This window comes from Sulfurimonas xiamenensis (genome assembly GCF_009258045.1).
Lineage (GTDB): Bacteria > Campylobacterota > Campylobacteria > Campylobacterales > Sulfurimonadaceae > Sulfurimonas > Sulfurimonas xiamenensis.
In genome coordinates, this window is record NZ_CP041166.1 from 826,141 (window position 1) to 852,482 (window position 26,342).

Annotated in this window: 23 protein-coding genes; 14 read left to right on the forward strand and 9 right to left on the reverse strand. The window is 32.3% G+C overall.

All coding sequences use genetic code 11. The features are described 5' to 3' along the window. Position 1 precedes the first annotated feature (1 nt). The 11 genes from FJR47_RS04245 to FJR47_RS04295 all read left to right on the forward strand — a co-directional run bounded on the left by FJR47_RS04245 (position 2) and on the right by FJR47_RS04295 (position 13,582). A complete protein-coding gene (locus FJR47_RS04245; RefSeq protein WP_152299217.1) occupies positions 2-2,089 on the forward strand; it encodes a RecQ family ATP-dependent DNA helicase in 2,088 nt (695 codons plus the stop codon). After that, positions 2,089-3,225: a DNA-processing protein DprA gene (locus FJR47_RS04250; RefSeq protein ID WP_152299218.1), complete on the forward strand. Its 1,137-nt coding sequence runs from the start codon at positions 2,089-2,091 to the stop codon at positions 3,223-3,225. The genes FJR47_RS04245 and FJR47_RS04250 overlap by 1 nt, the downstream gene beginning before the upstream one ends. A gap of 27 nt (positions 3,226-3,252) precedes the next feature. After that, a complete protein-coding gene (locus tag FJR47_RS04255; RefSeq protein WP_152299219.1) occupies positions 3,253-4,683 on the forward strand; it encodes an N-6 DNA methylase in 1,431 nt (476 codons plus the stop codon). After that, on the forward strand, positions 4,683-6,002 hold the full coding sequence (locus tag FJR47_RS04260; protein WP_152299220.1) for a restriction endonuclease subunit S: 1,320 nt from the start codon (positions 4,683-4,685) through the stop codon (positions 6,000-6,002). Before FJR47_RS04255 ends, FJR47_RS04260 begins: the two co-directional genes overlap by 1 nt. Beyond that, the gene (locus tag FJR47_RS04265; RefSeq protein WP_152299221.1) at positions 6,002-6,928 is read left to right on the forward strand and encodes an SIR2 family protein; all 927 of its coding nucleotides are present in this window, start codon (positions 6,002-6,004) and stop codon (positions 6,926-6,928) included. The genes FJR47_RS04260 and FJR47_RS04265 overlap by 1 nt, the downstream gene beginning before the upstream one ends. After that, positions 6,925-9,639: a hypothetical protein gene (locus FJR47_RS04270; RefSeq protein ID WP_152299222.1), complete on the forward strand. Its 2,715-nt coding sequence runs from the start codon at positions 6,925-6,927 to the stop codon at positions 9,637-9,639. Before FJR47_RS04265 ends, FJR47_RS04270 begins: the two co-directional genes overlap by 4 nt. A 569-nt stretch (positions 9,640-10,208) precedes the next feature. Then, the gene (locus FJR47_RS04275; RefSeq protein WP_152299223.1) at positions 10,209-10,457 is read left to right on the forward strand and encodes a helix-turn-helix transcriptional regulator; all 249 of its coding nucleotides are present in this window, start codon (positions 10,209-10,211) and stop codon (positions 10,455-10,457) included. Then, positions 10,454-11,653: an AAA family ATPase gene (locus FJR47_RS04280; RefSeq protein ID WP_152299224.1), complete on the forward strand. Its 1,200-nt coding sequence runs from the start codon at positions 10,454-10,456 to the stop codon at positions 11,651-11,653. The genes FJR47_RS04275 and FJR47_RS04280 overlap by 4 nt, the downstream gene beginning before the upstream one ends. Continuing rightward, on the forward strand, positions 11,644-11,994 hold the full coding sequence (locus FJR47_RS04285) for a hypothetical protein (RefSeq protein ID WP_152299225.1): 351 nt from the start codon (positions 11,644-11,646) through the stop codon (positions 11,992-11,994). The genes FJR47_RS04280 and FJR47_RS04285 overlap by 10 nt, the downstream gene beginning before the upstream one ends. Next, on the forward strand, positions 11,994-13,199 hold the full coding sequence (locus FJR47_RS04290; RefSeq protein WP_152299226.1) for a tyrosine-type recombinase/integrase: 1,206 nt from the start codon (positions 11,994-11,996) through the stop codon (positions 13,197-13,199). Before FJR47_RS04285 ends, FJR47_RS04290 begins: the two co-directional genes overlap by 1 nt. Positions 13,200-13,201: 2 nt before the next feature. After that, a complete protein-coding gene (locus FJR47_RS04295; protein ID WP_152299227.1) occupies positions 13,202-13,582 on the forward strand; it encodes a YbgC/FadM family acyl-CoA thioesterase in 381 nt (126 codons plus the stop codon). Here FJR47_RS04295 and FJR47_RS04300 read toward each other — a convergent pair. The 3 genes from FJR47_RS04300 to FJR47_RS04310 form a co-directional block, all read right to left on the reverse strand. Continuing rightward, positions 13,562-14,815, reverse strand: a complete 1,254-nt coding sequence (locus FJR47_RS04300; RefSeq protein WP_152299228.1) for a hypothetical protein — start codon at positions 14,813-14,815, stop codon at positions 13,562-13,564. The genes FJR47_RS04295 and FJR47_RS04300 overlap by 21 nt on opposite strands. Beyond that, positions 14,812-15,468 carry a uracil-DNA glycosylase gene (locus FJR47_RS04305; protein ID WP_152299229.1) on the reverse strand — a complete coding sequence of 219 codons (657 nt, stop codon included), beginning with the start codon at positions 15,466-15,468 and terminating at the stop codon, positions 14,812-14,814. The genes FJR47_RS04300 and FJR47_RS04305 overlap by 4 nt, the downstream gene beginning before the upstream one ends. Before the next feature lie 129 nt (positions 15,469-15,597). Further along, positions 15,598-15,984: a class II SORL domain-containing protein gene (locus FJR47_RS04310; protein WP_152299230.1), complete on the reverse strand. Its 387-nt coding sequence runs from the start codon at positions 15,982-15,984 to the stop codon at positions 15,598-15,600. Positions 15,985-16,150: 166 nt separating this feature from the next. Between FJR47_RS04310 and glyS the strand changes: the two genes are divergently transcribed. After that, positions 16,151-18,172 (forward strand): glycine--tRNA ligase subunit beta, encoded by a 2,022-nt coding sequence (glyS, locus tag FJR47_RS04315; RefSeq protein ID WP_152299231.1) that lies wholly within the window; start codon positions 16,151-16,153, stop codon positions 18,170-18,172. Positions 18,173-18,209: 37 nt separating this feature from the next. On the opposite strand, the gene FJR47_RS04320 is transcribed toward glyS, so the two are convergent. Further along, the gene (locus FJR47_RS04320; protein WP_152299232.1) at positions 18,210-18,944 is read right to left on the reverse strand and encodes a hypothetical protein; all 735 of its coding nucleotides are present in this window, start codon (positions 18,942-18,944) and stop codon (positions 18,210-18,212) included. A 59-nt stretch (positions 18,945-19,003) separates the two neighbouring features. On the opposite strand from FJR47_RS04320, the gene FJR47_RS04325 reads away from it, so the two are divergent. Together FJR47_RS04325 and FJR47_RS04330 are read left to right on the forward strand one after the other, a co-directional pair. After that, complete coding sequence (locus FJR47_RS04325) at positions 19,004-19,750, forward strand: ElyC/SanA/YdcF family protein (protein ID WP_152299233.1); 747 nt, start codon at positions 19,004-19,006, stop codon at positions 19,748-19,750. Between the two features lie 98 nt (positions 19,751-19,848). Further along, complete coding sequence (locus FJR47_RS04330) at positions 19,849-21,669, forward strand: sensor domain-containing diguanylate cyclase (RefSeq protein WP_152299234.1); 1,821 nt, start codon at positions 19,849-19,851, stop codon at positions 21,667-21,669. Positions 21,670-21,674: 5 nt separating this feature from the next. Here FJR47_RS04330 and truA read toward each other — a convergent pair whose 3' ends face one another. The 5 genes from truA to coaBC all read right to left on the reverse strand — a co-directional run bounded on the left by truA (position 21,675) and on the right by coaBC (position 26,250). Next, on the reverse strand, positions 21,675-22,388 hold the full coding sequence (gene truA / locus FJR47_RS04335) for a tRNA pseudouridine(38-40) synthase TruA (protein ID WP_152299235.1): 714 nt from the start codon (positions 22,386-22,388) through the stop codon (positions 21,675-21,677). After that, positions 22,389-23,408, reverse strand: a complete 1,020-nt coding sequence (locus FJR47_RS04340) for an LptF/LptG family permease (RefSeq protein WP_152299236.1) — start codon at positions 23,406-23,408, stop codon at positions 22,389-22,391. Beyond that, on the reverse strand, positions 23,408-24,223 hold the full coding sequence (locus tag FJR47_RS04345) for a prepilin peptidase (RefSeq protein WP_152299237.1): 816 nt from the start codon (positions 24,221-24,223) through the stop codon (positions 23,408-23,410). Before FJR47_RS04345 ends, FJR47_RS04340 begins: the two co-directional genes overlap by 1 nt. After that, positions 24,223-24,900 (reverse strand): polyprenyl diphosphate synthase, encoded by a 678-nt coding sequence (gene uppS, locus FJR47_RS04350; protein WP_152299238.1) that lies wholly within the window; start codon positions 24,898-24,900, stop codon positions 24,223-24,225. Before uppS ends, FJR47_RS04345 begins: the two co-directional genes overlap by 1 nt. Before the next feature lie 75 nt (positions 24,901-24,975). Beyond that, positions 24,976-26,250: a bifunctional phosphopantothenoylcysteine decarboxylase/phosphopantothenate--cysteine ligase CoaBC gene (gene coaBC, locus FJR47_RS04355; RefSeq protein ID WP_152299239.1), complete on the reverse strand. Its 1,275-nt coding sequence runs from the start codon at positions 26,248-26,250 to the stop codon at positions 24,976-24,978. Between the last annotated feature and the right edge of the window lie 92 nt (positions 26,251-26,342).

The window sequence follows — 26,342 nt, forward strand, 5'->3', positions numbered from 1 at the left end:
GATGTTAACTAGAGAAAAAGCACAACAATATTTAAAAGACTCTCTTCAAAATCAAAATGCTGATTTTAGAGAAGATCAGTATGAAGCCATTGATACAGTCGTAAACCAAAGAAAAAAAGTTCTGGTTGTTCAAAAGACTGGCTGGGGTAAGAGTAGTGTATATTTTATTTCTACCAAGTTTTTAAGAGAGCAAGGAAGCGGACTTACAATCATTATTTCTCCTTTGTTAGCATTAATGAGAAACCAAATAGATTCAGCAAAGAAACTCGAACTAAATGTTGTAACAATTAATTCCTCAAACACAGATGATTGGGATTTAATCAAAGCTCAAATTTTACGAAATGAAGTTGATGCTCTTCTTGTTTCCCCAGAAAGATTGGCAAATGAAAACTTTATGCAAGAAATATTGGAACCAATTTCTGGAAGTATTGGGCTATTTGTAATTGATGAAGCACATTGTATTAGTGATTGGGGTCATGATTTTCGACCTGATTATAAAAGAATTACAAATATATTAAAACAAATGCCTACAAACACACCTATTTTAGCTACAACAGCAACAGCTAATGATAGAGTTATCACTGATATTGAAAACCAAATTAGCGGACTTATTACAATTAGAGGGAATTTAAAAAGAGAAAGTCTTTCTTTGCACACTATAAGACTTCCTGAACCATCTCACAGACTAGCTTGGCTGCTTGAACATTTACCATCTTTTGAAGGATCTGGAATCGTATATGTTTTAACACAAAGAGATGCCAAAGTAGTTGCTCAGTGGCTGGGTCAAAATGGTATTACAGCAAGTGCTTATTTTAGTGGTGTTGAGCATGATGATTTTGAAAATGGTGATGACTATAGAGTATTTTTAGAGAATCAGCTTATAAATAATGAGATGAAAGTATTGGTTGCTACATCAGCTCTTGGGATGGGATTTGATAAGAGTGATTTAGGTTTTGTAATTCATTATCAGGCTCCAGGATCTATTATAAGTTATTATCAACAAGTTGGTCGTGCAGGTCGTGGTATAGATGAAGCTTATGGTGTTTTACTCAGTGGACATGAAGATGATGATATTCATGATTTTTTTAGAAGTTCATCTTTTCCAAAAGAAGAAAATATTACTTTAGTATTAGAGCATTTGGATAGTCGTGACGGACGATCTATAGTAGATTTACAAAAAGAACTTAACTTAACACAAGGAGAAGTTGAAAAAACATTAAAGTATCTGAATGTAGAAACACCTTCACCTGTAACAAAAGTTGGCTCAAAATGGCATAGAACACCAAATGAATATGTTCATGATAGAGAAAAGATAGAGGCCATTTTAGCTATCAGACAATCTGAATGGGATGAGATGCAGAATTATTTGGATACTGACGAATGTTTAATGCTGTTTTTACAAAATGCCTTAAATGATCCAAATCCTCAAATTTGTGGCAAATGTGCTAATTGTTCAAGCCCATTAAGTGGTGAATTCTCTCATGAAAATGGTTTAAAAGCCGCCGACTTCTTGAAAAAAAGTGACATAGTTTTTAACCCTAAAAAGCAAGTCAAACTGGATGCTCTCAGTGAGTATGGCATTAGAGGTAATATCCGACCAGAATTAAGAGCCCAAGAGGGAAGAATTTTATCGAGATGGGAAGATGCTGGATGGGGAAGAATTGTCGCAAAAGATAAACATCAGGGTGAATTTTCAGATCAATTAGTAGATGCATTTGTAGAAATGGTTAAAAAATGGAATCCTTCTCCTGCACCACAGTGGGTTACATGTATTCCATCTCTAAATCATCCAACTTTAGTTCCAAATTTTGCACAAAAAGTAGCAAAAAAACTAAATTTACCTTTTATAGCAGCTGTCAAAAAGATAAAACAAAATCAAGCTCAAAAGATGATGAACAATGCGTATCATCAAGCCAAAAATCTTGACGGAGTATTTGAAATAGAAGATAATATACCTGATAGTCCTGTTCTTTTGATAGATGATGTTATTGATTCTGGCTGGACAGTTACGGTTGCATCGGCTCTTTTAAAACAAAAGGGAAGTGGTGAAGTATTTCCTGCTTCACTTGCCACAACTGGAAAAATGTGATGAATGTTCTAAGTTTAAATGCACAAGCAATCATTTTATTAACTGCTTATTTTAATAAAGGGGATAAACCTCTTACGATAATGGAGTACTCAAAGTTTGCATCATGGCTTTTACAACACAATATGAAGCCATCAGACCTTTTAGAACTAAATGCACGAGAAGTTTTAGAAGATTGGGATGATACAAAAATTACACAAGATCGAATACTTTCTTTATTAGCAAGAGGAAATGCAATGGCAATTTCTCTTCAAAAGTGGCAAAACTGTGGAATTTGGATCATTACAAGAGCAGACCCAGAGTATCCAGTAAGATTAAAAAAGAGGTTGGGACAAAAGGCTCCACCAATATTGTACGGTGCAGGTAATAAAAAAATACTCAATACCAAAGGTGTCGCTATTATTGGTTCACGAGATGCATCCTCAGATGATTTAGATTTTACATTTAAACTGGGAGAAAAACTTGCACAATCAGGCTACAGTGTTGTTTCAGGTGCTGCAAGAGGGATCGATGAATCTTCAATGTTAGGATCAATAAATGCTGATGGGACGACTATAGGAGTAGTTGCTGATGCTTTAATACAAAAAGTTTTATCAAAAAAATATAGGGATGCAATACGAAATAATAATTTGGTATTAATAAGTCCATATTACCCAGATGCAAGATTTAGTGCTGGTAATGCAATGGGTAGAAATAAATATATTTATGTGTTGGCAGAATCTTCGATCGTGATTCATTCAGGACTCAAGGGTGGTACATGGGAAGGTGCAAAAGAGAATTTAAAAAATGCTTGGGTAAGCCTTTTTGTAAAGAAAAGTGACGATACTCATGCAGGAAATCAGAAGCTTCTTGAAATGGGTGGTTCAGAATTAAAAGATTTAGACTCACTAGATTATTTATTTACTGCAAATCAAGATGTTAAAACAGCTATAGTTAGTAAAAAAGAGGCATTGGATAAAAGAATTTTAGAGTTAATATCTTTAGAAAAATTAACGGTAAAAGAGATTGCCCAAAAGCTTGAAGAAACACAAAATATAGTTAAAAAAACGATAGATGAGCTATTAAATTCTGGAGATGTTGAAAAACATCCTACTAGACCTTTACGCTTTAGTAAAACTACAAAATTACCCGGACTATAAAACAATTTTAAAAGGAACAAATAAATTATGGCAGATATTTCAAATATCGTAAAATCAATTCAAAACATTATGAGAACAGATACGGGTGTCGATGGAGATGCTCAAAGAATATCACAACTTGTGTGGATGCTTTTTTTAAAAGTATTTGATGCAAAAGAGGAAGAGTTTGAACTAGAAGATGAAAACTACAAATCTCCAATCCCTGAAAAACTTAGATGGAGAAGCTGGGCAACTGATGATGAGGGACTAACGGGTGAGGAGTTAATGTTATTTATAAACAACGAGCTTTTCCCTACGCTAAAAGAGCTTGACATCACTACATCTAATGCTTATGCTCCACTTGTAAAAGGGATGTTTGAAGATGCCTACAACTACATGAAGTCGGGAACACTTTTAAGACAAGTGGTAAACAAGCTTGAAGAGATACATTTTGACAATCTCTCAGATAGACATCTCTTCAATGACATGTACGAACAGATACTAAAAGATCTTCAAAGTGCAGGAAACGCAGGAGAGTACTACACTCCAAGAGCTGTGACAGAGTTTATAGTGCAGATGGTAGATCCAAAGCTTGGTGAAAAGGTTTTTGACCCAGCATGTGGAACTGGAGGCTTTCTTATAAGCTCTATAAATCACATCATGAAAAGCGATGTAAAAACGGCAGAAGATAAAAAGACATTGGAACACACGATCCAAGGGATAGAGAAGAAGCAACTCCCTTACATGCTGTGTCTTACAAACCTCATACTTCACGATATAGAAACACCAAATATCAGACACGATAACTCGCTCTCATACCCCCTAAAAGACATCACTCCAAATGAAAGAGTGGACTGCATCGTAGCAAATCCACCTTTTGGAGGAACGGAAGAGGTTGGCATTGAGAATAACTTCCCTGCAAGCTACCGTACAAGAGAGACGGCAGACTTGTTTTTACTGCTTTTTATACAGATGCTAAAGCCAAGGGGAAGAGCTGGGATAGTTCTGCCAGACGGTACACTTTTTGGTGATGGTGTAACGGCTAGGATAAAAGAGAAACTTCTTGAAGAGTGTAACCTGCATACCATAGTAAGACTTCCAAACGGGATATTTGCTCCATATACGGATATAAATACAAACCTGCTTTTCTTTACAAAGGGAGAGCCCACAAAAGAGATATGGTACTACGAACAGCCACTGCCACAAGGGTATAAAAAATACACCAAAACAAAACCTGTAAAACTGCAAGACTTTGATGAACTAAAAAGCTGGTGGAACGATAGAGCTGAAAATGAACAGGCGTGGAAAGTCAATATAGACACTATCAAAGCAAATAATTTTAACCTTGATGTAAAAAATCCTCATAAAGCTGTAGAGGAAGAAGAACTTACAACAAGTGAGATCATAGATAAGATCGAAGCTTCAATGAGCAAGAGTGTAGAACTTCTGGAGCAAATTAGAAAAGAGGCTCAAGAGTAATGAACTCGAAGATACAAGCAATAAGTTCATTTTTAACAGAGCGAAAAGAGCGACTAAAACCAGAGGAAGCGAATGAACTCAATTTAAAACGAATTGAAAAAATCGATTTTACTGGACAAATCCATTTAGTAGAAAATAAACCAACTAAAACAGGTATGATAGTAGTCAAAAAAGGTGATTTGGTAATCTCTGGTATCAATGTAGCTAAAGGGGCATTGGCAGTTTATGAGGGCGATGAAGATGTTATTGCGACTATTCATTATTCTTCTTATAGCTTTGATAAAGAGAAGATAGATATAAATTTTTTAAAATGGTTTTTAAAAAGTCCAGCATTTGTAGATGCTCTTGAAGAACAAACAGGTGGAGGTATAAAAACTGAGATCAAAGCTAAAAAGTTTTTGTCTTTAAAAATACCTATTCCTACACTGGATGAGCAGAAAAATATTGAAGCTAATCTCAATAAGTTTGAAGAAAAATATAATCAAGTTTCAGAAGAACTCCAAACACAATCAGAACTGATAACCAAACTTAGAAGCTCCATACTCAGCGATGCAGTAAGTGGTAAGCTAGTCCCACAAGATCCAAATGATGAAAGTGCCCAAGTTTTACTGGAGAAGATAAAAGCAGAAAAAGAGAAGCTCATCAAAGAGGGAAAAATAAAAAAACAAAAACCTCTGCCGCAAATCAGTGAAGATGAAATACCTTATGATCTTCCAGATGGATGGGTCTGGTGTAGACTCGATGATATTGTTTCAAAAATTGGTTCAGGAAGCACTCCTAAGGGAGGACAAAAAGCTTATGTTGATGAAGGAATTCCTTTTTTACGATCTCAAAATATTTGGAATCATGGTTTAGAATTAAGTAATATAGCTTTGATTAAAAAAGAACAACATGAAAAAATGTCGGGAACTGTTGTATTGCCAAATGATATTCTGATCAATATCACAGGAGCTTCAATTGGAAGAAGTGCTATAGTAAAAGTAGAAGATTTTGAAGAAGCAAATGTAAGTCAGCATGTCTCTATAGTTCGACTTGTTCAGGAAGAAATTAATCAATTTATTCATATTGTTTTAACTTCAGATTATATTTTTTCAGAAATAATGAATGTTCAAGTCGGTATTTCAAGAGAAGGTTTAAGTAAAGCAAAATTATCCAACTTTTTAATTCCTCTGCCACCGTTAGAAGAACAAAAACGAATAGTTGAAAAAGTAGAAAAACTTATGGCTACACGCGATGCACTCGAACTTGAAGTACAAAACAGTAAAACAGAAACAGAAAAACTGATGCAAAGTGTACTTAAAGAGGCATTTGAGAACTAATGGAAATAATAGAAATACCTGAACTACCACCACAAATAAAAAGAGCTGCCGAACTAGGAGAGTTGGTGATATTTATAGGTGCAGGTATGTCTTATGAGCTAGGTTGCTCAGATTGGAATGGACTAGCAAATGATTTAATTAAGCGATGTGAAAATACATTAGGCTCAGATGAACCATTATTAAACAATTTTGAAGCAACGCAACTTAGAAATATGCTGGAGCAAAGTGGCAATAGTAAAAAAGTTATCACTATATGTAATGGCATTTTGTCCCAAAGTGGAAATGATGAACTTTTTTTGGAAGAGATGAAAAAATCACTAAACGATGATAAAGTTACATCAGCTAATCCAAAACTAAAAACTTACAGAGATCTCTTTAATTTAAATGGTATCTTTGTCACTACAAACGCTGACAGACACATAGATCAAATATTTAACCCTCAAAATATCATAACGAATAAGTTTACAGGAAGCACTGCACTTGTAAATAAAAATCTGTACAAAATACATGGAAGCATAAATGAACCTGCTAGTCTGATATTTACGGTAGAGCAATATTTTACAAGATACAAAGACAAAGAGTTTATAAAGTTTTTAGAATCACTCTTTACCAAAACAGTGCTATTTGTAGGTTATGGACTGGGTGAATTTGAACTACTGGAGCATATGTATAAAAATATTACCCTTAGTGAAAATCATTATTTTTATCTTGGTGGGTACTATACTCACGAAAAAAGACTTTGTGATTTTGAACAGATGTATTTTGATCAGATGAAAGTGAAGCTCATACCATATTCAAAAGATAAAAAAGGGTTTAAGCAGTTGCCAATCGTTATAGAAGAGTGGGTAAAGCAAATTCAAACCACGACAAATGTCTTGCAAAACAATTTTGATGAGATAGATGAAGTGTTAAGGAATCCGTTTTGAATAAAGTCGAATCAACTATCCAAAAAATGAAGCTAAATCCAGATTATGAAAAATACTTTTTTCAAAATGCTTCTAAGTATCAAAATCTCTATGTTTGGCTTGAACCACTGTATAAAGAAAGCTATTTTGAAGCTCAAGAAGATATGAGAATTTATTTGAGTTTTTTAGAAACAGTTTCTTTACAAAATAAAGAAGAAGAGAGAAGTGACACAACTAAGATTTTACTTGATATCGTCAATGCATTTTTTGAGTTTAGGCAAGAGCATAAAAGTTATGATTATTATACTGATTATTCTATGGTTAAAATTTTATTCAATCTCCCAAAGGAAAATATAACATTAGAGCATATTGATATGATTCATATGCTTCTAAAAGATTCGGGTGGCAGTAGTCTATTAAACAGCGAAATTGAAAAAGTTGTTTTACCTGTGCTAGTTGATAACGGCATGAATGAATATATTTTGAGCCTTTTAAGGGTGATTTTTGATTACCAAGTTCAAGACAAAGGAAAGTCTTATCAGGAGAGAGAGCCGTTACTTGAAAAATATTGGTTAAATAGTCTTTTAGAGAAACACTCTAAATCAATAGTTGAAATGATTGATATAGCTGGACTTGAGATATTAATATCTACTGTAAAACAGGTAATTGATGAAGATGAGGCTGCATTTAACAATGTTTGGATAGCTTCTATTGAAGAACATCCTCAAAATAGTTTTCCCGAGAGGTATGATAATCAGCTTATATCTTTTACAAGAGATCTGTTAGAGTATCTTGATGCAGATAAAGTAAAAAGCTTTATAGAAAATTTTTTAGATGAAGAGCATCCTATTTTTAAAAGGTTGGCATTTCATACTATCAACAATAAGTATGATGAATTAAAAAAGTTGTTTTGGAACTGGTTTGATGCTTATAAAGATACAATAAATACTACCTTCAAACATGAACTTTATAAACTTTTGCAAGATAATAACGGTAAATTTAGTGAAGATGAATTTGACAAGCTTATTGCTTGGATAGAAAGCTTGGATTATTCCAAGTATTATGATGATGTATCTGCTGAACAATTGAGAATTGTTACAGCTTATAAGAAAAAAGAGTGGTTGTGGAGTATTAAAACATCAAGTACAAAAGCACAAGAATTGTATGAAAAATACAATGCTGTAAACTCTTCTAAGCTAGAGCATCCAGGGTTCGATATGTGGACTAGTGGTACTGAGTGGGTCGGATATCAAAGTCCTATTGAAGAGAAAGATGTTTTTTGCAATAAAACAGTAGATGAAATTATCCAAGAGATCAAAACATTTGATCCATCAAAAATAGAAAAAGAGAGATTTACTAGAGATAGTGATCTTATTGAGGGACTAGCTAATGATTTGGCAGATTGTGTAAAAGAAAATCCAAATAAGTATTCGTTAGAAATAGAAAAGTTTATAGAGCTTGATTGGATTTATAAATATCATCTTATATACGGTCTCACAAACGCTTGGAAAGAAAAGAAAAAATTTGAGTGGGGCAAAGTTTTTGATTTTATTTTAAACATATTAGATGAAGATTTTTTTGCATCACAAGAGCAATATATATTATGGATGAAAGGTCAAATAGCAAGTTTGGTGGAATATGGTACTAAAAATGATGAGAATGCGTTTGATAAAAAGTATCTTCCAGAGGCAAAAAAGATTCTTTTTTTACTGCTAAAACATAAGGAAGAAGAGCAAATAGAATATGATAATGATATGCATACTTATGTATTAAATTCTATCAACGGCAAGGCATTACATGCGCTTATTAATTATACACTAAGATACGGTAGATTAAACAGTTCTCATAGTGTTAAGTGGGAAGATGATGTAAAAGATTTTTTTACAAAACAGCTTGACGAAAATACTGAGTATTCAAAATCTATATTTACAATTTTAGGAGATTATTTACCAAATCTTAGCTTTTTGGATAAAGAGTGGGTAGATAGCAATTTTAACCGAATTTTCCCTACAGGAAACGATGACTTATGGGAGATTGCCATATCTGGATATTTTTTATATTCATCGACAGTTTATACAGACATATATGAACAATTTAAGCAACATGGGCACATTGAGAAAGCACTAAATTTTAAATTTAAATCTGATCGTACAAAACGAAAAGTTATTCAGCATATTTGTATAATGTACAATTCTTCTAAAGACGATGAAACTATACTTGATGTTATAGAGTCAAAAGATCAAGAGTCTATACTTGAGTTAATTAGATTTATGTGGCAAATAGATAGAAAAAATATCACTGAAGAGGCACGAACAAAGATATTTAGCCTATGGCAAAAAATATATGATGTGTTTAGGGAAGATAATTCAAGTGGTGCTCAAGCAATATTTTCAACTTTATCGAAATGGTTTGTTTTTATAGATGCTATTGATGAGGAAATATTACCTTATCTAAAACTCACTGCTAAATATACAGAGAAAAATCATAACTCTTATTTTATTGTTGAGGAACTTGAAAGACTTGTTCAAAACAGCCCGAAAAATGTTGGTACACTTTATATTGAAATGCTTACAAACGATATTTTTCCGACATATAAACAAGAACAGATTGAGAATACTATTGAATCAATGTATAAACTGGGTGAAAAAAATAGTGCCAAAATGATTTGTAATCTTTATAGAAAAAGAGGGATATATTTTTTGAATGAGATAAGCAAACAATATGAAATTTAATGAAAAAATAAAAAATTGTCTTATAAAAGCAGCAGTTTTCTAAAAATTTTAAAATTCTTTTTGTAAATTTTTGCACTTTTTTACCACTTAAAGTAGAAAAATAGATTCTAAAAAAGAATTTCATTACGAAAAATCAAAATATAATTTTACATAATTACGCACAGTACTGGCTTTGAAGGTACTTAGTAAAATAAAAGCAGAAAATTTAAAGCTAAACTTGAGCTTTTAGTTTAGTTTATATAAAGTTATTTGAAACTAAATTAGAGCTTTTTTAAAAGTTATGTAAAAGCTTTTAGAAGCTTTTTGGGGCTTTAGAAGCATTTTTACTTAAGCAAAATTTAAAAAAATATACTTTAATATTGTGATGTTTATTGACATATTATGGTCAATAACGACATAAGGTGAAAGACCTAATGTTGAAAATGATGAAAATGACCTCCGAGCTTACCATTAGCTCACCCTCTTAAATGGAAGGCTTGATTCTTCAAGCACTGCAAGACGCCAGTCTTCAAAATGATGAAATGTAGAAATGAAAAACTTTTACCTTGAATTTATTTTGGAGAAAATTTATGGATTTTAACAATAGTATTAATATAGCTCATTCTTTGTATCTTGATTATGGATATTTTTTAACAAAGAATAATTTAGCAGAAGTTTTAGGTGTGAGCCTTTCAACAATTGATAGAAGACTTAAAGAAAAGAAACTTCCTCTGCACAAAAAAATTGGGAATCGAGTTTTGTTTCCAGTCAGTAGTGTTGCAAACTTTATTAACAATATCAAAGATCAGAAACTTGCAGATGCAGGAGGTGAACTTTGAAGTCCCTCCAAAAAGCAAAAACAAGGATACAACAGCTAAAAGGTTTCCCTTATCTTGTTATAGAAGCTAAGGCATTTCTTGAAAAATTTGGCGAGTTTTTGAGTGAAGATGAAAAAACTGAGATCACTCAAGAGATCCAAGTAGCTCAAAACAGCAAACTGACATCTAAAAAACCTCTTCAAGAGCGTTTTAAAAGTCACTTCTATACTTATGAAGAGATCAAAAATGCACCTGCCACGAGATGGCTGGTGCAAGACCTGATCCCATCAAGTTCTATCGGTGTGATGATAGGAGATAGTGGTGTCGGTAAAACGACCGTCGTATTACATGTATGTACGACTATTTTGACTACTAAAACAAATGTCTATATCTACATGATCGACGGTGATATGAATCAAACCAAGATCAAAGAGAGTGAAGCATACCCTCTGCTTAGAAAGTTTCCTGAAAGATTTATCTATGCAGGAAAACAAACAGGCAGTGATTTTTCAGAGTTTGTTCAAGAGTTATTAACCGAGATTGTTGAAGAGCAGATGAAGCATCCTGATAGGGAATACTTTGTTATCCAAGATTCACTTATGCTCACTGTCCCTAAAAAACGAGGTTTTGTGGATACACAAAAGCTCTACTTTTATGAAAAGATACTGCGAAGTGTAGGAGGGAGTACGCTTTTTATCCATCACTTGAATAAAGATGGAAATTTTGCAGACTCTCAGCAGATTATTAATTATGCGGACTATTCGTTTTCTATCACGAGAAATGACTTTAACTCTACTATTCTCTTGCACCCACATAAGGCTAGTAGATACGCCATAGAGGGCAAAGCATTTCTAACCGAAGATAGAAAAATAATCAAAGAGGTTGAGTATGAAGCGGTAAACATCGAACCTCGTGAGTCAAAATTTGTAAACTATGTACTAGAAGCTCTTGAAGATGGAGAGATGAACCAAAGTGAGATCATCTCCCATTTGGAAAAAATGCGATTTTTCAGTGAGTACAAAGTCGGACAGAAAAAGGCTACAAGGTGGCTTATGGCTTGGGGTGATAAGGGAAAATGGAGCTATGAGCGACGACCAGATCAAAAGAATGCCATCTATTTTTGGATAGAGCAAAACGAGTCTCAAAAAGTGGAAAACTTGCAGAACTTGAAAAACTGCAAAACAGCTTTTTCAGGGGAGGTGGCATCATGTATTTAGAAGAAAAGATAGATGATCTACGCAGCAAACAAAATGAGCTTATAGAGATGGTTCAACTATTTTTGCCAGATCTTACAACAGAAAAAGGTGTTATCCATTTTTTAGAAATCACCAAAAATACATTCAATAATTATATGGAAAACGGTATTTTTGTACAAGGAGTGCATTATACAAAAGAAGGAAAATCGAAAGTATTTGTTCCGAGTGAGATTATTAAATTAAAACGAATGGGAGTAAAAGGAAAGAGAAAAAACATAACTCAACAAGACACCTTAGATTTTCTAAATAAGAAGCTAGGTATAATACCTCGTGCAGGCATTCCTTCGATGGAGGAAATGTGATGAGTGTAAGAGTTTATACAAACAATTACAACATTCTGTGTTTAGATATACGATATGGAGATGGTGAGAGGGTAAGAACATCAACAAAACTCAAAGATACTGTTAAAAATAGGCAGTTGATTACGAAAAAGATTATTCCTCATTTGGAAGTTCAAATTTTAAATGGTGAGTATGACCCAAAAGCGAAGCAAGAAGTTGTTCCTAACACTGTAAGGGAATATGGATATAAAAGCTTGATGCGTCATAAGAACAAGAGACGCAAGCATGTTCATAAGGCTTATTTACAACATTTTGAAAGTAAGATTGTTCCTGAGTTTGGAGATATGCTCATACAACATATTTCTGCTATGAAATTGTTGGATTGGCAAAATAAACTGTTAGAAAATTTTCAAGCATCTTCTGTAAAAAAATACAGGACAGTGTTTAACACTATACTAGAAGATGCCCGTAAAGAGTTGATAAACGGTAAAAAAATGATTTCAGAGAATCCGTTTAGGGATGTCGATGTTCCAAAAGACAGAGAAGTTTTTGTGGATGGCGATGAATATGATAATGAGTTTCTTGATAACCAAGTAAATCCATTTTCATTAGATGAAATTGAAGATTTGATTGCTAAGTCAGATGGATATTTGAGAAATTTCATTGGGATCATGTCAAGAACAGGTATGAGGCCTGGAGAATTGGTCGCTTTACGGTGGGGTGATGTTGATTTTGACAATGAGATTATTAAGATAAGAAGAACGAGAATTCAGGGAGAAAATGGTCCTCCCAAGAAAAAAGCTTCTGTAAGAGATATTGAGATGATCTCAGGTGTCAAAGAGTTTTTCAAATCTCAATTTGCCATAACAGGTGACGATCCAAACGGTAATATATTTTTGAATAGTTCAAAATTGCCATTTTACAGTCACGATTTTATAGCAAAACAATTTAAAGATTTATTATCTAAGGATGATAAAAGGTATCTCTATCAGCTGAGACACTCATTTGCAACAATGATGATTAGCGAGGGTGAAGATATTTTATGGGTAAGTAAAATGTTGGGACATAAAAGTTCCGACATTACCCTCAAGACATATGCAAAAGCATATAAGATCTCAAGAAATAAAGAACAACGCAAAAAAAGAGCTTTATTTCTTGAAAAAAGGCACAGTTTGGGCACAGTGAATAATTTAACATTCCAAAAGTCCCAAAAAATAGGGGGATAACGGTGAAAATACGAGTCTATTACGAAGATACGGATGCGGGAGGAGTTGTATATCATTCAAATTATTTAAATTTTTGCGAAAGAGCTAGGAGTGAGTTGTTTTTTAAAAAAGGATTGACTCCTGTTTTAGAAAATGGTCATTTTGTTGCAAAAAAAATAGAAGCTGATTATATAATAAGTGCTAAACTTGGTGATGAACTGAAAGTTAAAACTGAACTGATAGAGATGAAAGGTGCTTCTTTCAAACTTTTGCAAACTATTTACAAAGAAAATAAAAAAATATTTGAGATGAAGATTACTTTGGTGTACATAACTTTTGGAGGTAAACCTCAAAAAATTACAAAAGAAGTTAAGGATCTTCTTTTATTGCTCTTTGTAAATTGATTTATAAGGGATAAATCTTGAAAAAGAGGGTTGAAGCAGTTCTATAGGATAGATCATCTGATTATTTTGGATTTCTATATCATACTCTCGTCTTTCTCCGTTTATAAGGTGAGAAAAGTAGTCTATTCCGACGCTAGTGGTGTAGTTGATCCAGTCATACATGATATCATTATCCAAAAGAGAGTTTGTTTCAATTAAAACATCTTTGTTCTGGGTTATAGAGTTTGCTATTATCATGTTTTTTCTATCTTGATACTGTGTCATAGAGAGCAGCAACGGATTATAATTTGTTTGAGTTGATAGTACATTTGTTGCATTTGTGTCATAAAGTGTAAGTTGAGATAAAATCATACCGCTTTTGATAATAGGCGTATTTATAAAAAATGATCCTGTGTTTATCTTTTCATTATCTTTTAGCTGCTTTTCCAGATTTGTTATTCTTTGAGGAATAGAAAATTTTATAACAGTTAAATTTTTGTTATTTCTTTGTAGTGTTGTATTTTCATCTTCGCTGTATTTATGCTTGAATTTATACTCTTGATAATAAGTTAGTTGCTGCCCGATTTCGGAGTTGTCATTAAATATTATAAGCGGAGAGAGTGCTTCTTTTAACAACAAATCACTTTGAGCGCGGTGATCTATCCCACCATAATAAAGATAATTAGATGTAGTGTTAGTATCTTTTTTATTTATAGTTGGAAAGTATATATTTATGTCTGGGTTAATGGTTGAAACAATCTCTTCACCTGTTTGAGTCAGTGGAGCGATAACATGATAAAAGCCATCCTCTCGAATCTTGATTAGCGCTGTTAAAATTTCTTCATGACTTTCATCTTCAATATTATAACTTTTTAACTCATAGGGATGATTTTTTGACATTAAATAAGCAAATGATGCATTTGTTGTAGAAGCTGCATATCTGCCGATTTTTTTATAAGGCAGTAAAAGGGCGATGCGAATCTTGCTCTCTTGCATAAACCATTTTATATTTAGAGCAGATAGATATTTTGCTCTCTCTTTTTCTAACTCTTCATTAGCAAGTTTTTCATCCGCATGTGCTAAAAAAGAGAATATATAGCCATTATTAAGATGTTCTTGCAAACACTTTTCATCACACGGATAGGGGTCTAAGTTTTGTATACTTGTTTTTGGAAGCGCGATATTTGATATCAAAAAACTTTTTGCATAAAATACAAAAGGAAACAGTAGTATTAAAAAATATAGTTTTTTCATAAATAACTCTTTATAGTTTTTAAATCATTATATGCTATTTTTTTATCATCCGGATTTCTAAGCAGATGATTTGGATGGTAAACTGGAATCAGTTTATAGCTTTTAAAGTCTATAACATGTCCTCGCACATTTTGAAAATTTTCATTTTCAGATGTAACTTTAGCATAAGCTTCTTTACCTAAAGTTACAATTATTTTTGGTTTTATAAATTCTATTTGTGAAAACAGGTAGTCTTTGCATGAATCCCACTCTGAATTTGAAGGAAGATTTGAATTTAGAGGTTTACATTTTATAGCATGAGTGAAGTAGATATCTTCTATTTTTAAGCTTAAAACATTCTCTATCATATTTTTTAGCATTTCACCGCTTCTGCCACAGTAGTATTTATTAGAACTATCTTCGGTTAAAGAGACTGTGTAGTCGATTATCATTAAATCAGCATTTGTGTTTCCATAGCCGCTCATGCTTTGAGATCTTGATTTGCTAAGATCGCATAAGTGACATGTTGATATATCTTTTGTCAATTCATCAAGATTATTAGATTTTTTATTGAAGCTTTTTTGATTTATCAAAAATGAATCGCTATATTCAAAACCAAGAGCTTTTAATCTGTATAAATTTTGAAGTAAAAGTAAATTTTGAAAAGAGTTCAACAATAACCTTTTGAAATTTAAAATGTTGATGTAAGTATATTTAAAGTGTGGTTAAAACATACTTTTAGAGAGTAAAAATTTAAGTAGTATTTTTATCAAGAGAGGAATTTCTCCTGATAAATAAAATGATTATTTGGCTATTTCTACAACTTTTTCTGTTGATTCCCAAATACCATGTTTTGTACAGTATGCTTGAGCAGTAAGTTTAAGTTTGTTTCCTGTAGGTATAATATTAAATGTAACAGTTGCATGTGCTTTCATATTGGCTAATGTTCCTGGAACAAAATCAGCACGAGCCAAAAGAGTCTCACCATTAAAAAGCGACATATTTGCTATATAGTGATCAAAATCATCCGGATGAGCATATTCATTTCCCATTTTAACTGTGACGCTAAACATCTCTCCCTCTTTTGCACTATCTTCACAGTGGATAAACGGAGAGTGTCTATCTATATAATCCTTTTTGCTTTCTCTCTCAACAGTATCTATATCAACATAACGATTGATTTTTGGCATATATAATCCTTTAAATTTTATTTATGCCATATTTTAGCCATAATCTTATTTACTTAAAACTTTACTAACACTCTATTTATGCAAATTAAGATTTGTTTAATTTATAAGCATTTAACAAAAATATAGATAAAATCGCGGTATTAATATTGAAATAAAGAGTCTGTTTATGATAAAACCATTACTAATAGAGATCGGTGTAGAAGAGCTTCCCGCGATTGCACTTTTAAAAGAGTTAAAAAATATTGAAAAAAAATATGCTGACATTTTAGAAAAAAATTTACTTTTATGTGAGTTCGAATTTTACTATACTCCTCGTCGTTTGGTTTTTTGGCATAGAGAGTTTAAAACAAAACAAGACGATAGCAGCGAAGAGTTTTTCGGGGCTCCTGTAGAAATTGCTTATAAAGATGCTAAGCCAACAGCTGCCGCGCTTGGTTTTGCTAAAAAATGCGGTGTAAAAATTGATGAGATCGGTTCTGTGCAAAAAGGTGCAAAAGAGGTTCTTTACTACAAAAAAGAGTTAAAGGGAAAACCTTCAGCTGAAATTTTATCTGATATTATAAATACATTAATAAAATCTTTGGATTTTGGTAAATCAATGAGATGGGGGAGTTTAAAAGATAGTTTTATTCGTCCTATTCGCTGGGTAAATGTACTTTTGGGTGATGAGTTGGTAGATGTAGAACTTTTTGGCGTTAAATCAAAAAAAGAGACATTTGTTCACCGTATCAGTAATTTTAATTCTATTGAAATTAGTGGAATTAAAGAGTATTTTGAAATTTTACAAGAGGGTGGTGTTACACTTTTTCCTGAACTAAGACGAGAAAATATTTTAAATAATTTTTCTTCACTTGAAAAGGATAATGGAATTACAATCGAGATAGATGAAGATTTGTTAAATGAAGTAGTGGCTATTACTGAGCATCCTACTGCTTTGCTTGGTTCATTTGATGAAGAATTTTTAAAACTTCCTCCTGAAGTAATAATTACTTCTATGAAAGAGCATCAAAGATATTTTCCGGTTTTTAAAGATGCTAAATTGATAAATAAATTTGTTGTTGTATCTAATGCATTTACAGATAATTTTTCTAAAGTAATAGAAGGAAATGAGAGAGTTTTACGCCCTCGTTTGGCAGATGCACTCTTTTTCTATAATAATGATTTGAAAAATGGATTGAGCACTAAAGGTCTGGAAAAAGTTGTATTTATGAAAGGTCTTGGAAGTGTTGCCGATAAAATAGAGCGTGAGAGAAAAATAGCAAATACTCTTTTTGAGATGTATAAGCCAAAAGATGCAAGCAAAGAGATTCTTGAACGCGCAATATCTTTGGCAAAAGCTGATTTAATGAGTGAGATGGTATATGAATTTACTGAGCTTCAAGGACTTATGGGTTATTACTATTCAAAAGAGGCGGGAGAGAGCGAAGCAGTAGCAATCGCTATAAAAGAGCAGTATCTTCCAAACGGAGAAGAGAGCGCACTTCCTTCAACACCCCTGAGCGCTATTGTTGCGATGAGTTTAAAGCTTGATACCCTTATAGGATTATTTAGTATAAATCAGATTCCTACAGGTTCTCGTGACCCTTTCGCACTGCGCCGTGCAGTAAACGGACTTATTAGAATAACAAAAGAGTATGACTTTAAATTTGATATAATTGAAACTTTGACGCTTTTAAGCAAAGAGTATAGATCTTTTGATATCTCAAAACTTGAAGCATTTTTCTTAGAGAGATTAAAACAGTACTTTAGAGTAAATCCATCAATTGTAGAGGCAGTCCTTGCTTCGGGCGAAAGAGAACTTCTTGCAATAGGCAAAAAGATAGAAGCTCTTGAAATCATGATAAATAGCGACGGTTTTGATGAAGCATTTTCAACATTTAAAAGAGTTGCAAATATTACAAAAGATATTGATATGTCAGAAGAATTCACTGTTGATTCAAAACTCTTTGAAAAAGGGGAAGAAGAGGCGTTGTTTGCCAGATACAGTGAAGTTTCTCAAGTTAAATACAAATCATATGAAGAGGAATTAGATGCGCTTTTAGGTCTTAAACCTGAACTTGATAAATTTTTTGATGAAGTTATGGTAAATGCTGAAGATGAAAAAATTAGAAATAACAGAAAATCTTTAATTGCAGCTATATATAAAAGTATTTTGCAAATTGCAGATATTAAAGAGGTGAGTATTTAACTCATCTTTTTAAATATCTTTTTTTTTATTGTATTTTTTAGCCTATTTTTACAATAGATGGAGGATATGAGGAAAATGCTTTTTTAAAAGCATTTGCTCTTACTTCTTTAAGTTTTCCGGTTGCAACCGGCGGTATAAAATATGCCAGCTCCTGACTTTCTGTAGCATCATGATTATTATCATATATAAATGATATCTCTTTTCCTAGCTTAGCAGCCTGTGCAGCGATATTTCTAGCGTAGGCTATAATATTTTTATGATGTCTGTCAAATTTGTTTCCTGAGCCGAAAAAGACAAATTTACCACTTAGGCGGATATTTAAATAGTCGTGGTAATTAAGCTCTTTATCATATCTGGTAAGTTGATTGCTTGTATACTTGTCTAAGTCGGCATCAAACTCTTCTAAAATAGGAGTCGGCTCTATATCGGCTTTGTTTAGGTTAAAAAGATATTTTATCTCTATAAGTTTGCCTCTGTAACCATCTTTTATAGACGAGGCAAACAGGTTGCAGTTTTTGTCAAAATTGAGTTCACAATATTTTCCGTCAAACAGATAGCCTTGAGATGCAAGTTTTGAGTTGTTGTTATATCCAACGGGTGAGAGAGTCGGGTTGTATAAAAATATGGTTCCCGCAACAGTTTTACGCTTTTTCTGAAGCATTTTTTCCAGTTGCTCTACATCCATGATTTCATCTGCTTGGGGTATGTAAATATATTGCTCTGATATATATTCTATATCGAAATTTGTTGAAAATTTTCCAAATGCCTGCAAATTAAATCCTGTTAAGTTTATTGGAATTATACTATAATTCTGCAAGGAGTGGTGGAGCAGTGGAACTTGAATTTTTTTTAAAGAAATTTGTGACTTTTTTTGTTGAGCCATTAGGTATGGTTTTGTCACTTTTTGTTATTGGAATCTACTTTGTATTTACAAATAAGATAAATTTTGCAAAACTATTTTTAGGTTTGTCATTTGGCCTTTTACTTCTTTTCTCATATCAACCGTTTTCAAATTTTTTAGTAAAAAATTTAGAAAATCAGTATTTGAAATATGACTATAAACAGCAAGTAAAATACATACATGTATTGGGTAGTTCCCACAACACGGACAATTCTCAGCCGATATCATCCAATATCGGCGATTCAGGGACTAAAAGGATACTCGAAGGAGTTATTATCCATTTTAGAACTCCCGGCTCTAAACTTATATTTACCGGATTTAAAGGCGAAACAGAGATTTCAAATGCTGAAATGAATGCTAAACTTGCCATTGCGCTTGGTGTTAAAGAGGAAAATATTATTATAAACTCTAAACCAAAAGATACACAGGAAGAGGCTGTTTTTGTTAAAAGTATAGTAGGAAATGAAGCTTTTGTTTTGGTAACATCAGCTACACATATGCCAAGATCTATAAAATTATTTAAAACACTCGGATTAAATCCAGTTGCAGCACCAACAGATTTTCATAAAGATGAATCTGCAAAATTTTTTACTGCTCCTCGTATTATTGCATTAGAGAATTCAAAAATGGCAACACATGAATATATAGGCATTTTTTGGTCAATGTTAAAAAAGTAGATTTCATAGTAAAAAAAAGAAAACTTTTTGCTATATTTTTATATTATATCATTTAAATATTATAGATATAATGTATAAAATATGAGGGATTTTTTTTAATGTATAACAAGTTTAAATTTTTAATTTTTAATTTTTTTATAATAGCTGGAATAGTTAGTGGAGTAAGCGCTGCAGATCTTCTTAAAGTAAATAACAAAACACAAAAAGTAGATATCTCTCTCTACTCGGAAATATTTATTGACGCTCAAAATCATTTTTCTTATGAAGATGTGCGTACAAATCTCTTTAGTGAAAATTTTAAACCTCTAAATTTGCACTCATTATCTGAATATAATGTAAATGATACTATCTGGATGAGATTTAATATAAGCAATGTTGATGAGAACCCTTTTTTTGGTAAAATAGAAATGCCTATATCGTGGATTAATAATATAAAGACATATGTTGTAGCAGATGATGAGACAGATGAAAAAAATCCTGTTTCAACTCTTTTATCTGAAAAAAAAGAGATTACAGGAAGATCTTTTTTTCTTCCTCTGACAATAGAACCTTTTCAAACTCTTACTGTTTACATAAAAGCAAAAAATGCAAATAGTATATCTTTTACTCTCTGGCTTTATTCTGATGAAAATGCAGCAGAACGCTTAACATATATTACAATGTTAAATGGTTCACTTATCGGCATAGTATTGATTATGCTTTTTTATAATATACATATTTTTTTCATCCTTAAAAATAAAAGTTATTTGTATTTTGCACTCTATTTAGCAAGTTTATTCTTTTTAATTAACACATATTATGGAAGTAATCTTCAACTTTTATGGAGTTATGATGCACCACTTAATGAAAATACCTTTTATCCAATAATCGCTTTTAACTTTTTTGCAGGTTTGCTTTTTACAAGAAATTTTTTAAACACAAATAGAGAATTTCCTAAAGCTGATAAACTTTTATTGTTTTTGATGGGCTCGTCTGTAGCATTTGGTGTTTTTGCCTTTATGTTGGGAAATAATTTTACCGTTATATATGTTGCACTCTTTTTAACAATAATATATTTTTTATTTTTACTCTTTTTATCTCTCTTTTCATTGAAAAAGAAGATTGCAGGAAGCGTTTATCTGCTGCTTGGATGGCTTTTCTTGGCAGTTGGACAAATTATGGCATCAATGATGATTTTAGGTTTTATCGATTACAGCGACTTTATATATGATATGTATGGGATTGTAGTTATTCTTAATACTCTTATGCTTTCATTTGCATTTATTTCAAATATCAAATATAAAGAGATGCAATATGAATCTAAAATTAAAAAAAATCATGAAATAACAAGTAGACTTAATGTTTCAAAAAAAGAGTTGAGAGAGTTAAATGAAAAGTTAAAAAACAAAATTGAGAGACAAGAAAAAGTGTTGTTAGAAAAAAGCAACAACAATGAAAAATATCTAATAAAAGATGAGATAACAATGCTATACAATAAAACCAAACTTGAAGAAGTTTTAACACAAGAACTTCATAGAAAAAAAAGATATAACAGTGAGTTTAGTATAGCGGTTATAAATATTGACAATATGAAAAGCATAAATGATAAGTATGACTATCAGGTTGGAAATTCAGTAATGAAAGAGATGGCTGATTTGTTTATTCATAATATTCGTTATTTGGATACAGTCGGTCGCTGGAGTGAAAAAGAGTATCTTATTATATATCCTGAAACAAAGGGTGATCAAGCTTATTTAGCTGCACAAAAGCTTCACAAGTTAGTAGAAGAGGCTAAATTCTTTTTTGTAGGAAAAGTTACAGCAAGTTTTGGAGTAGCTAATTCTCATAGAGATGACACCTTGCAAGATATAATGAAAAGAGCTTATGAAGCTTTGGAAAAAGCCCAAGAGGAGGGCGGTAACAGGGTGGAAATAGTGTAAAACTATTATTTATATTTGATTTTTGCTAAATACAAACCGTTACTTTTGGCAGGTTTTGTTTTATACTTTTTTTTACATCTAAGCTGCTCTTTTATCTCTTGCTCATTAAGACTTAAAAGAGCCCCAACCATTAATCTTATCTGGCTTCTAAGAAATCCGTTTGCTTCAAAGTTGAGTATTATATATTCTTTGTATCTATATGCAAAAGCTTTGTAAATAACTCTTGTTGTTGTCTTTACGGCACTTCCGCTTTTCATAAAGTATTTAAAGTCAAAACTGCCTTGAAAAAGCTTTATATTTTTCTCTATTTTTTCAAAATCAACACTCTCTAAAAAAGTTATAAAATTTTCTTCGAAAGGACTTCTCTCTCCCTCTTTTATAATGTACCTATAAACTCTTTTTTTAGCGTTATATCTTGCATGGAAATCATTTTTTACCTCTTTTATATTTTTGATATATATAGATGAAGGAAGCATCTCATTTAGGACTTTTTTAAGTTTTTTTAAATCACTCCAAAATATCGGCAAATCAATGTGACAAACCTGTCCTGTTGCGTGAACTCCTTTGTCTGTGCGTCCGCTTGCTGTTATTTTTGATTCTATATGTAGTTTATGCAAAACATTTTCCAGTTGCCCAAGTATAGTGTTGGCTGAGCTTTTTTGTGTTTGCGAACCTAAAAAATCAGTGCCGTTATAGGCAATAGTTAACGCACATCTCATTTAAAACTTGGCAACGATTGTTCTTTTGTAAATTATGTATGTAGCTAGCAGCCATCCAAAAACTAGAACCGGTATAGTGTATGCAAAAAGCACTAATTGAAGTGATATAGCTAAGGCATAGTAGATTGTAATTCCTAAAAATAAAAATAGATAAATTTTTCCTTTCTGATGTCTTACATGTACAATTCCTATACTGGCAATAAGAAATAGACTTAGAAGCGGAAAAAGGGAAAATAAAATATTTGTTATCAATTTTTTCTCTATTTTAGCAGATTGTTCTTTAGGAAACCAGTAGTCCATAGGTGCCTGATACTTATCTAAATCAGTTTTCATGGTATCATTAATATACATAGTTTTAAAATCAATCTGCGTAAATTTTTCTTCTGAATAACTATAACCTTCTCCGGATGTTAGTTTAAGCCGTAAAATTCCAGAATCATTTATAATTTCAGCTTTTTGTGCGCCTATTAGAACCTCTTCTTCTTGTTTTTTGTTAAACAATATTACCTGAGAGTAGGTTCCATCTGATTTTTCTTCTCCTATATATAGCAGCCATTCACCAAATTTATGACCAAATTCTGAAGCTGAGAGATTAAATTTTGCTTCACTTTTTTTATAGGATATAAAGTTGCTTGATAGTGTTTTTGCATGTGGAAAAAGTATGAAAAAGTTAAATAAAAGTAAAATAGAAAGAAAAAGAGCGGGTGTAAAAAGTGTTTTTAAAATAAATTTTGGGTGGATTCCAAGAGCAAAAAGAACAATTATCTCATTATCATTTGAAAGTTTAAAAAGAGTAAGCGCTGCTGCCACAAAAAAGGATATTGGAAGTGTATAAAAAAGAAGTTCGGGCAGCATAAAGAAAAAAAGTTTGCTCATTTCAAACAGTGATAACTGAATAATAGCTGTATAAGTTGCCATTTTTATAAGAAAAACTATAGATGCAATAGAAAAAAGCGGCAAAAATATAGATAAAAATAGGATAGAAAGAGATTTTTTTATATAATTTTGTAGTATTTTCATTAGTAGTTTGCCTCTATGTATCTTAAAATGGGACTGTCAAATATATAAACTATAAATGTCGCCATAGCTAAAAAGGGTACAAAAGGGACTCTTTGTTCCTCTTTTGATCTCTTTATCACAAGCAGCATTACAGGCAGCGCTAAAAGTGCTGAGAAAAATATAGCGACTAATGCAAGTTTGATGCCAAGAAGCGCTCCCATTGTAGCTGCAACCATAATATCACCTTCTCCCATAGCTTCTATAAAAGGGTATGTATGATAATTTTTGCTCCATGAGGTTATAGTTTTTTTTGCATGTCTGTGAGCGGATGAAGTAAGCAGATAAGAGAGAGCAAATCTAAGCAAAGTAAATCCGCCTGCAAAAAGCAGGGCATTTTGAAAATTTAGAACAATTCCATCTAAATTCCATGCCCCCAGTATCGCAAAGATTAGGGCTAAAAGATTTAAAGAATCAGGAACCATTTTATACCTAAAATCTATTATAGAGAGTGCCAATAGTGTTAAAAAACTAAATCCGATGAAAAGAGCAGGAATACTTAACCCGAATTTGCTTGCCAAAGCTAAAAAAACAAACCCTGATATAAGCTCAATAAGCGGATATTGCATAGATATTTTTGAACCGCAAAATGAGCATTTTCCCTTTAAAAAAAGCCATGAAACTATCGGTATATTATGCCAAGGTTTTAAACTGTTTTTACATGCATTACAGTGAGAAGAGACAAAAATAACGCTTTCATCTTTTGGAAGTCTTAAAATAACTACATTTAAAAATGAACCAATAAGCACCCCCAGTATAAAAGCGATTATAAGCTCCACTATTTTAACCCTCCAAATCTTCTTTCAATTTTTGTAAAATTTTTTATGATTTTTTCAAATTCATTTATTGTGAAATCTGGCCAAAGTGTATCTGTAAAAAAAAGCTCTGCATAAGCGGCCTGCCAAAGCAAAAAGTTAGACAATCTTTGATCACCGCCTGTGCGAATAATCAAATCAACATTGTGTTTACAGTCAAGTGCATTTGAGAGCATAGCTTCTGTTATATTGTCATTACTGTTTTTTATCCTGTTTACAGCTCTTAGTATCTCATCGTGAGCACCGTAATTGAGTGCAAGTGATTGGATCAAGCCGTCACAGTGTAGAGTTTTTTCTTGAATATTTTCAATTTTTTGCTGCAGAGATTTTGAAAAGGCTCTAGTATCACCTATCGGTTCAAATCTAATATTGTTTTGCAGATAATTTTCTACTTCGCTTTCTAAATATTTTTCTAAAAGTTTCATTAAAAACTCAACCTCTAAACGGGGTCTTTTCCAGTTTTCAGTTGAAAAAGCGTAAAGTGTTAATCTCTCAATATCTTCATTTTTTGAACAAAATTCCGTTATATTTCTAACAACCTTTGCACCAACCTCATGACCTTTGACTCTTTTTTTTCCTTTTTGCTCTGCCCAGCGACCATTGCCATCCATAATAATAGCTATATGTCTTGCTTTATTCATATCTTCATATCCAAAAATTGTTTAGTTTTTATTTTCTTATTGTATCTTTTTTTAAAGCATTTAATTTTAATATATTTATAATTTCTTTGCATGCTCTAAAATTTTAAATGCGACACTCAATTTATCCAAAAGAGGAATTGATTCGATTTTATCCGGCAGAATAAACTCTATTTTGTTTGTATCCGTTCCAAAGCTTGAAGAGTCTTTTAAAATATTTAAACAAACTGCATCAATCCCTTTCTTGTCAATCATTTTAGAAGCATTGGCAACGCCGTTTTTTTCATCCATTTCAGCTTTAAAACCGACGGTAACAATATCATTCTTATCTATAGAATTCAAAATATCGATATTTTGTTTTAATTTTAAATCCCATTCACTGCCAAGGGACTCTTTTTTTAATTTTCCATTCTGTGGATATGATGCAATATAGTCACTTACTGCAGCTGCCATAAAGAGATATGGTTTTTTTTGAATAATATGAATTTTTTCATCTCGCATAAGTGTCGCTTTTGAGAGTTTGCCCTTTTTGGCTATACGAATAGAGTCTGTTAAATACTCCAACATTTCTGAAGAACTTTCTACATCGATCTTATATAAATCTTGAGGCAGGTCTTTGTCAAATTTTGTAGAAATCAGATTTACATCAGCTCCTTTGCAATAAAGAGCAGCAGCTAAAGCAGAAGCCATTTTCCCACTTGAAAAATTTGATATAAAACGAACATCATCTATCTTTTCAACAGTTCCGCCGCCTGTAACAATTACTCTTCTGTCCTCCCAAAATTCATCTTTAAGGAGAGCTTTTGCGCAGTGCCAGAAAATTTCCTGCGGTTCAGCCATAGCCCCGCTTCCAACACTTTTGCATGCCAGCTCTTTTACCTGCGTATCTATAATTTCGTAGTTGGCAATGCCAAGCATCTTTAAGTTAGCTTTTGTAATTGGATTTTCCAGCATATTTGTATTTGCCGAAGGAGCGATTATTTTTACATGCGGATAGGCTAAAGCACATTGCGAGAGCATATTATCAGCTATAGCATTTGCTAATTTTGCAATGGTGTTTGCAGTCGCCGGAGCTATTAGAAATAGATCTGCCCATTCTCCGGCTTTTATGTGGTTATGATTGCTGTTATCTGTCCATGATTCATTAGTGTCATCTAAAATCTGATTTGAGGTAAGTGTTTCAAAAGATAGAGGCGTTACAAATTTTTTTGCAGCTTCACTCATTACAACCTTTACCTGGGCACCAGCTTTTGTCAGCAACCGCACAAGTTCAAGCGATTTGTATACTGCAATTGAGCCGGTAACACCCAAAAGTATCTTTTTATCTTTTAGTAAATCAGTTGGAATAAGCATCTTCTACCTTTTTTATTTATTTTGTATTTTAACACGAAAAAACTTAAGCAGCTTAATTTATAAAGTGAGTCGTCACGCTATATTGAAAAATA

Bases quoted from the DNA above. Each gene is read 5' to 3' on its own strand.
- FJR47_RS04290 (WP_152299226.1), top strand. From the start codon at position 11,994: ATGAGTGTAAGAGTTTATACAAACAATTACAACATTCTGTGTTTAGAT.
- truA (WP_152299235.1), bottom strand. From the start codon at position 22,388: ATGAGATGTGCGTTAACTATTGCCTATAACGGCACTGATTTTTTAGGT.
- glyS (WP_152299231.1), top strand. From the start codon at position 16,151: ATGATAAAACCATTACTAATAGAGATCGGTGTAGAAGAGCTTCCCGCG.
- FJR47_RS04340 (WP_152299236.1), bottom strand. From the start codon at position 23,408: ATGAAAATACTACAAAATTATATAAAAAAATCTCTTTCTATCCTATTT.
- FJR47_RS04250 (WP_152299218.1), top strand. From the start codon at position 2,089: ATGAATGTTCTAAGTTTAAATGCACAAGCAATCATTTTATTAACTGCT.
- FJR47_RS04310 (WP_152299230.1), bottom strand. From the start codon at position 15,984: ATGCCAAAAATCAATCGTTATGTTGATATAGATACTGTTGAGAGAGAA.
- FJR47_RS04245 (WP_152299217.1), top strand. From the start codon at position 2: ATGTTAACTAGAGAAAAAGCACAACAATATTTAAAAGACTCTCTTCAA.
- FJR47_RS04255 (WP_152299219.1), top strand. From the start codon at position 3,253: ATGGCAGATATTTCAAATATCGTAAAATCAATTCAAAACATTATGAGA.
- FJR47_RS04275 (WP_152299223.1), top strand. From the start codon at position 10,209: ATGGATTTTAACAATAGTATTAATATAGCTCATTCTTTGTATCTTGAT.
- FJR47_RS04300 (WP_152299228.1), bottom strand. From the start codon at position 14,815: ATGAAAAAACTATATTTTTTAATACTACTGTTTCCTTTTGTATTTTAT.
- FJR47_RS04260 (WP_152299220.1), top strand. From the start codon at position 4,683: ATGAACTCGAAGATACAAGCAATAAGTTCATTTTTAACAGAGCGAAAA.
- FJR47_RS04285 (WP_152299225.1), top strand. From the start codon at position 11,644: ATGTATTTAGAAGAAAAGATAGATGATCTACGCAGCAAACAAAATGAG.
- FJR47_RS04330 (WP_152299234.1), top strand. From the start codon at position 19,849: ATGTATAACAAGTTTAAATTTTTAATTTTTAATTTTTTTATAATAGCT.
- FJR47_RS04265 (WP_152299221.1), top strand. From the start codon at position 6,002: ATGGAAATAATAGAAATACCTGAACTACCACCACAAATAAAAAGAGCT.
- coaBC (WP_152299239.1), bottom strand. From the start codon at position 26,250: ATGCTTATTCCAACTGATTTACTAAAAGATAAAAAGATACTTTTGGGT.
- uppS (WP_152299238.1), bottom strand. From the start codon at position 24,900: ATGAATAAAGCAAGACATATAGCTATTATTATGGATGGCAATGGTCGC.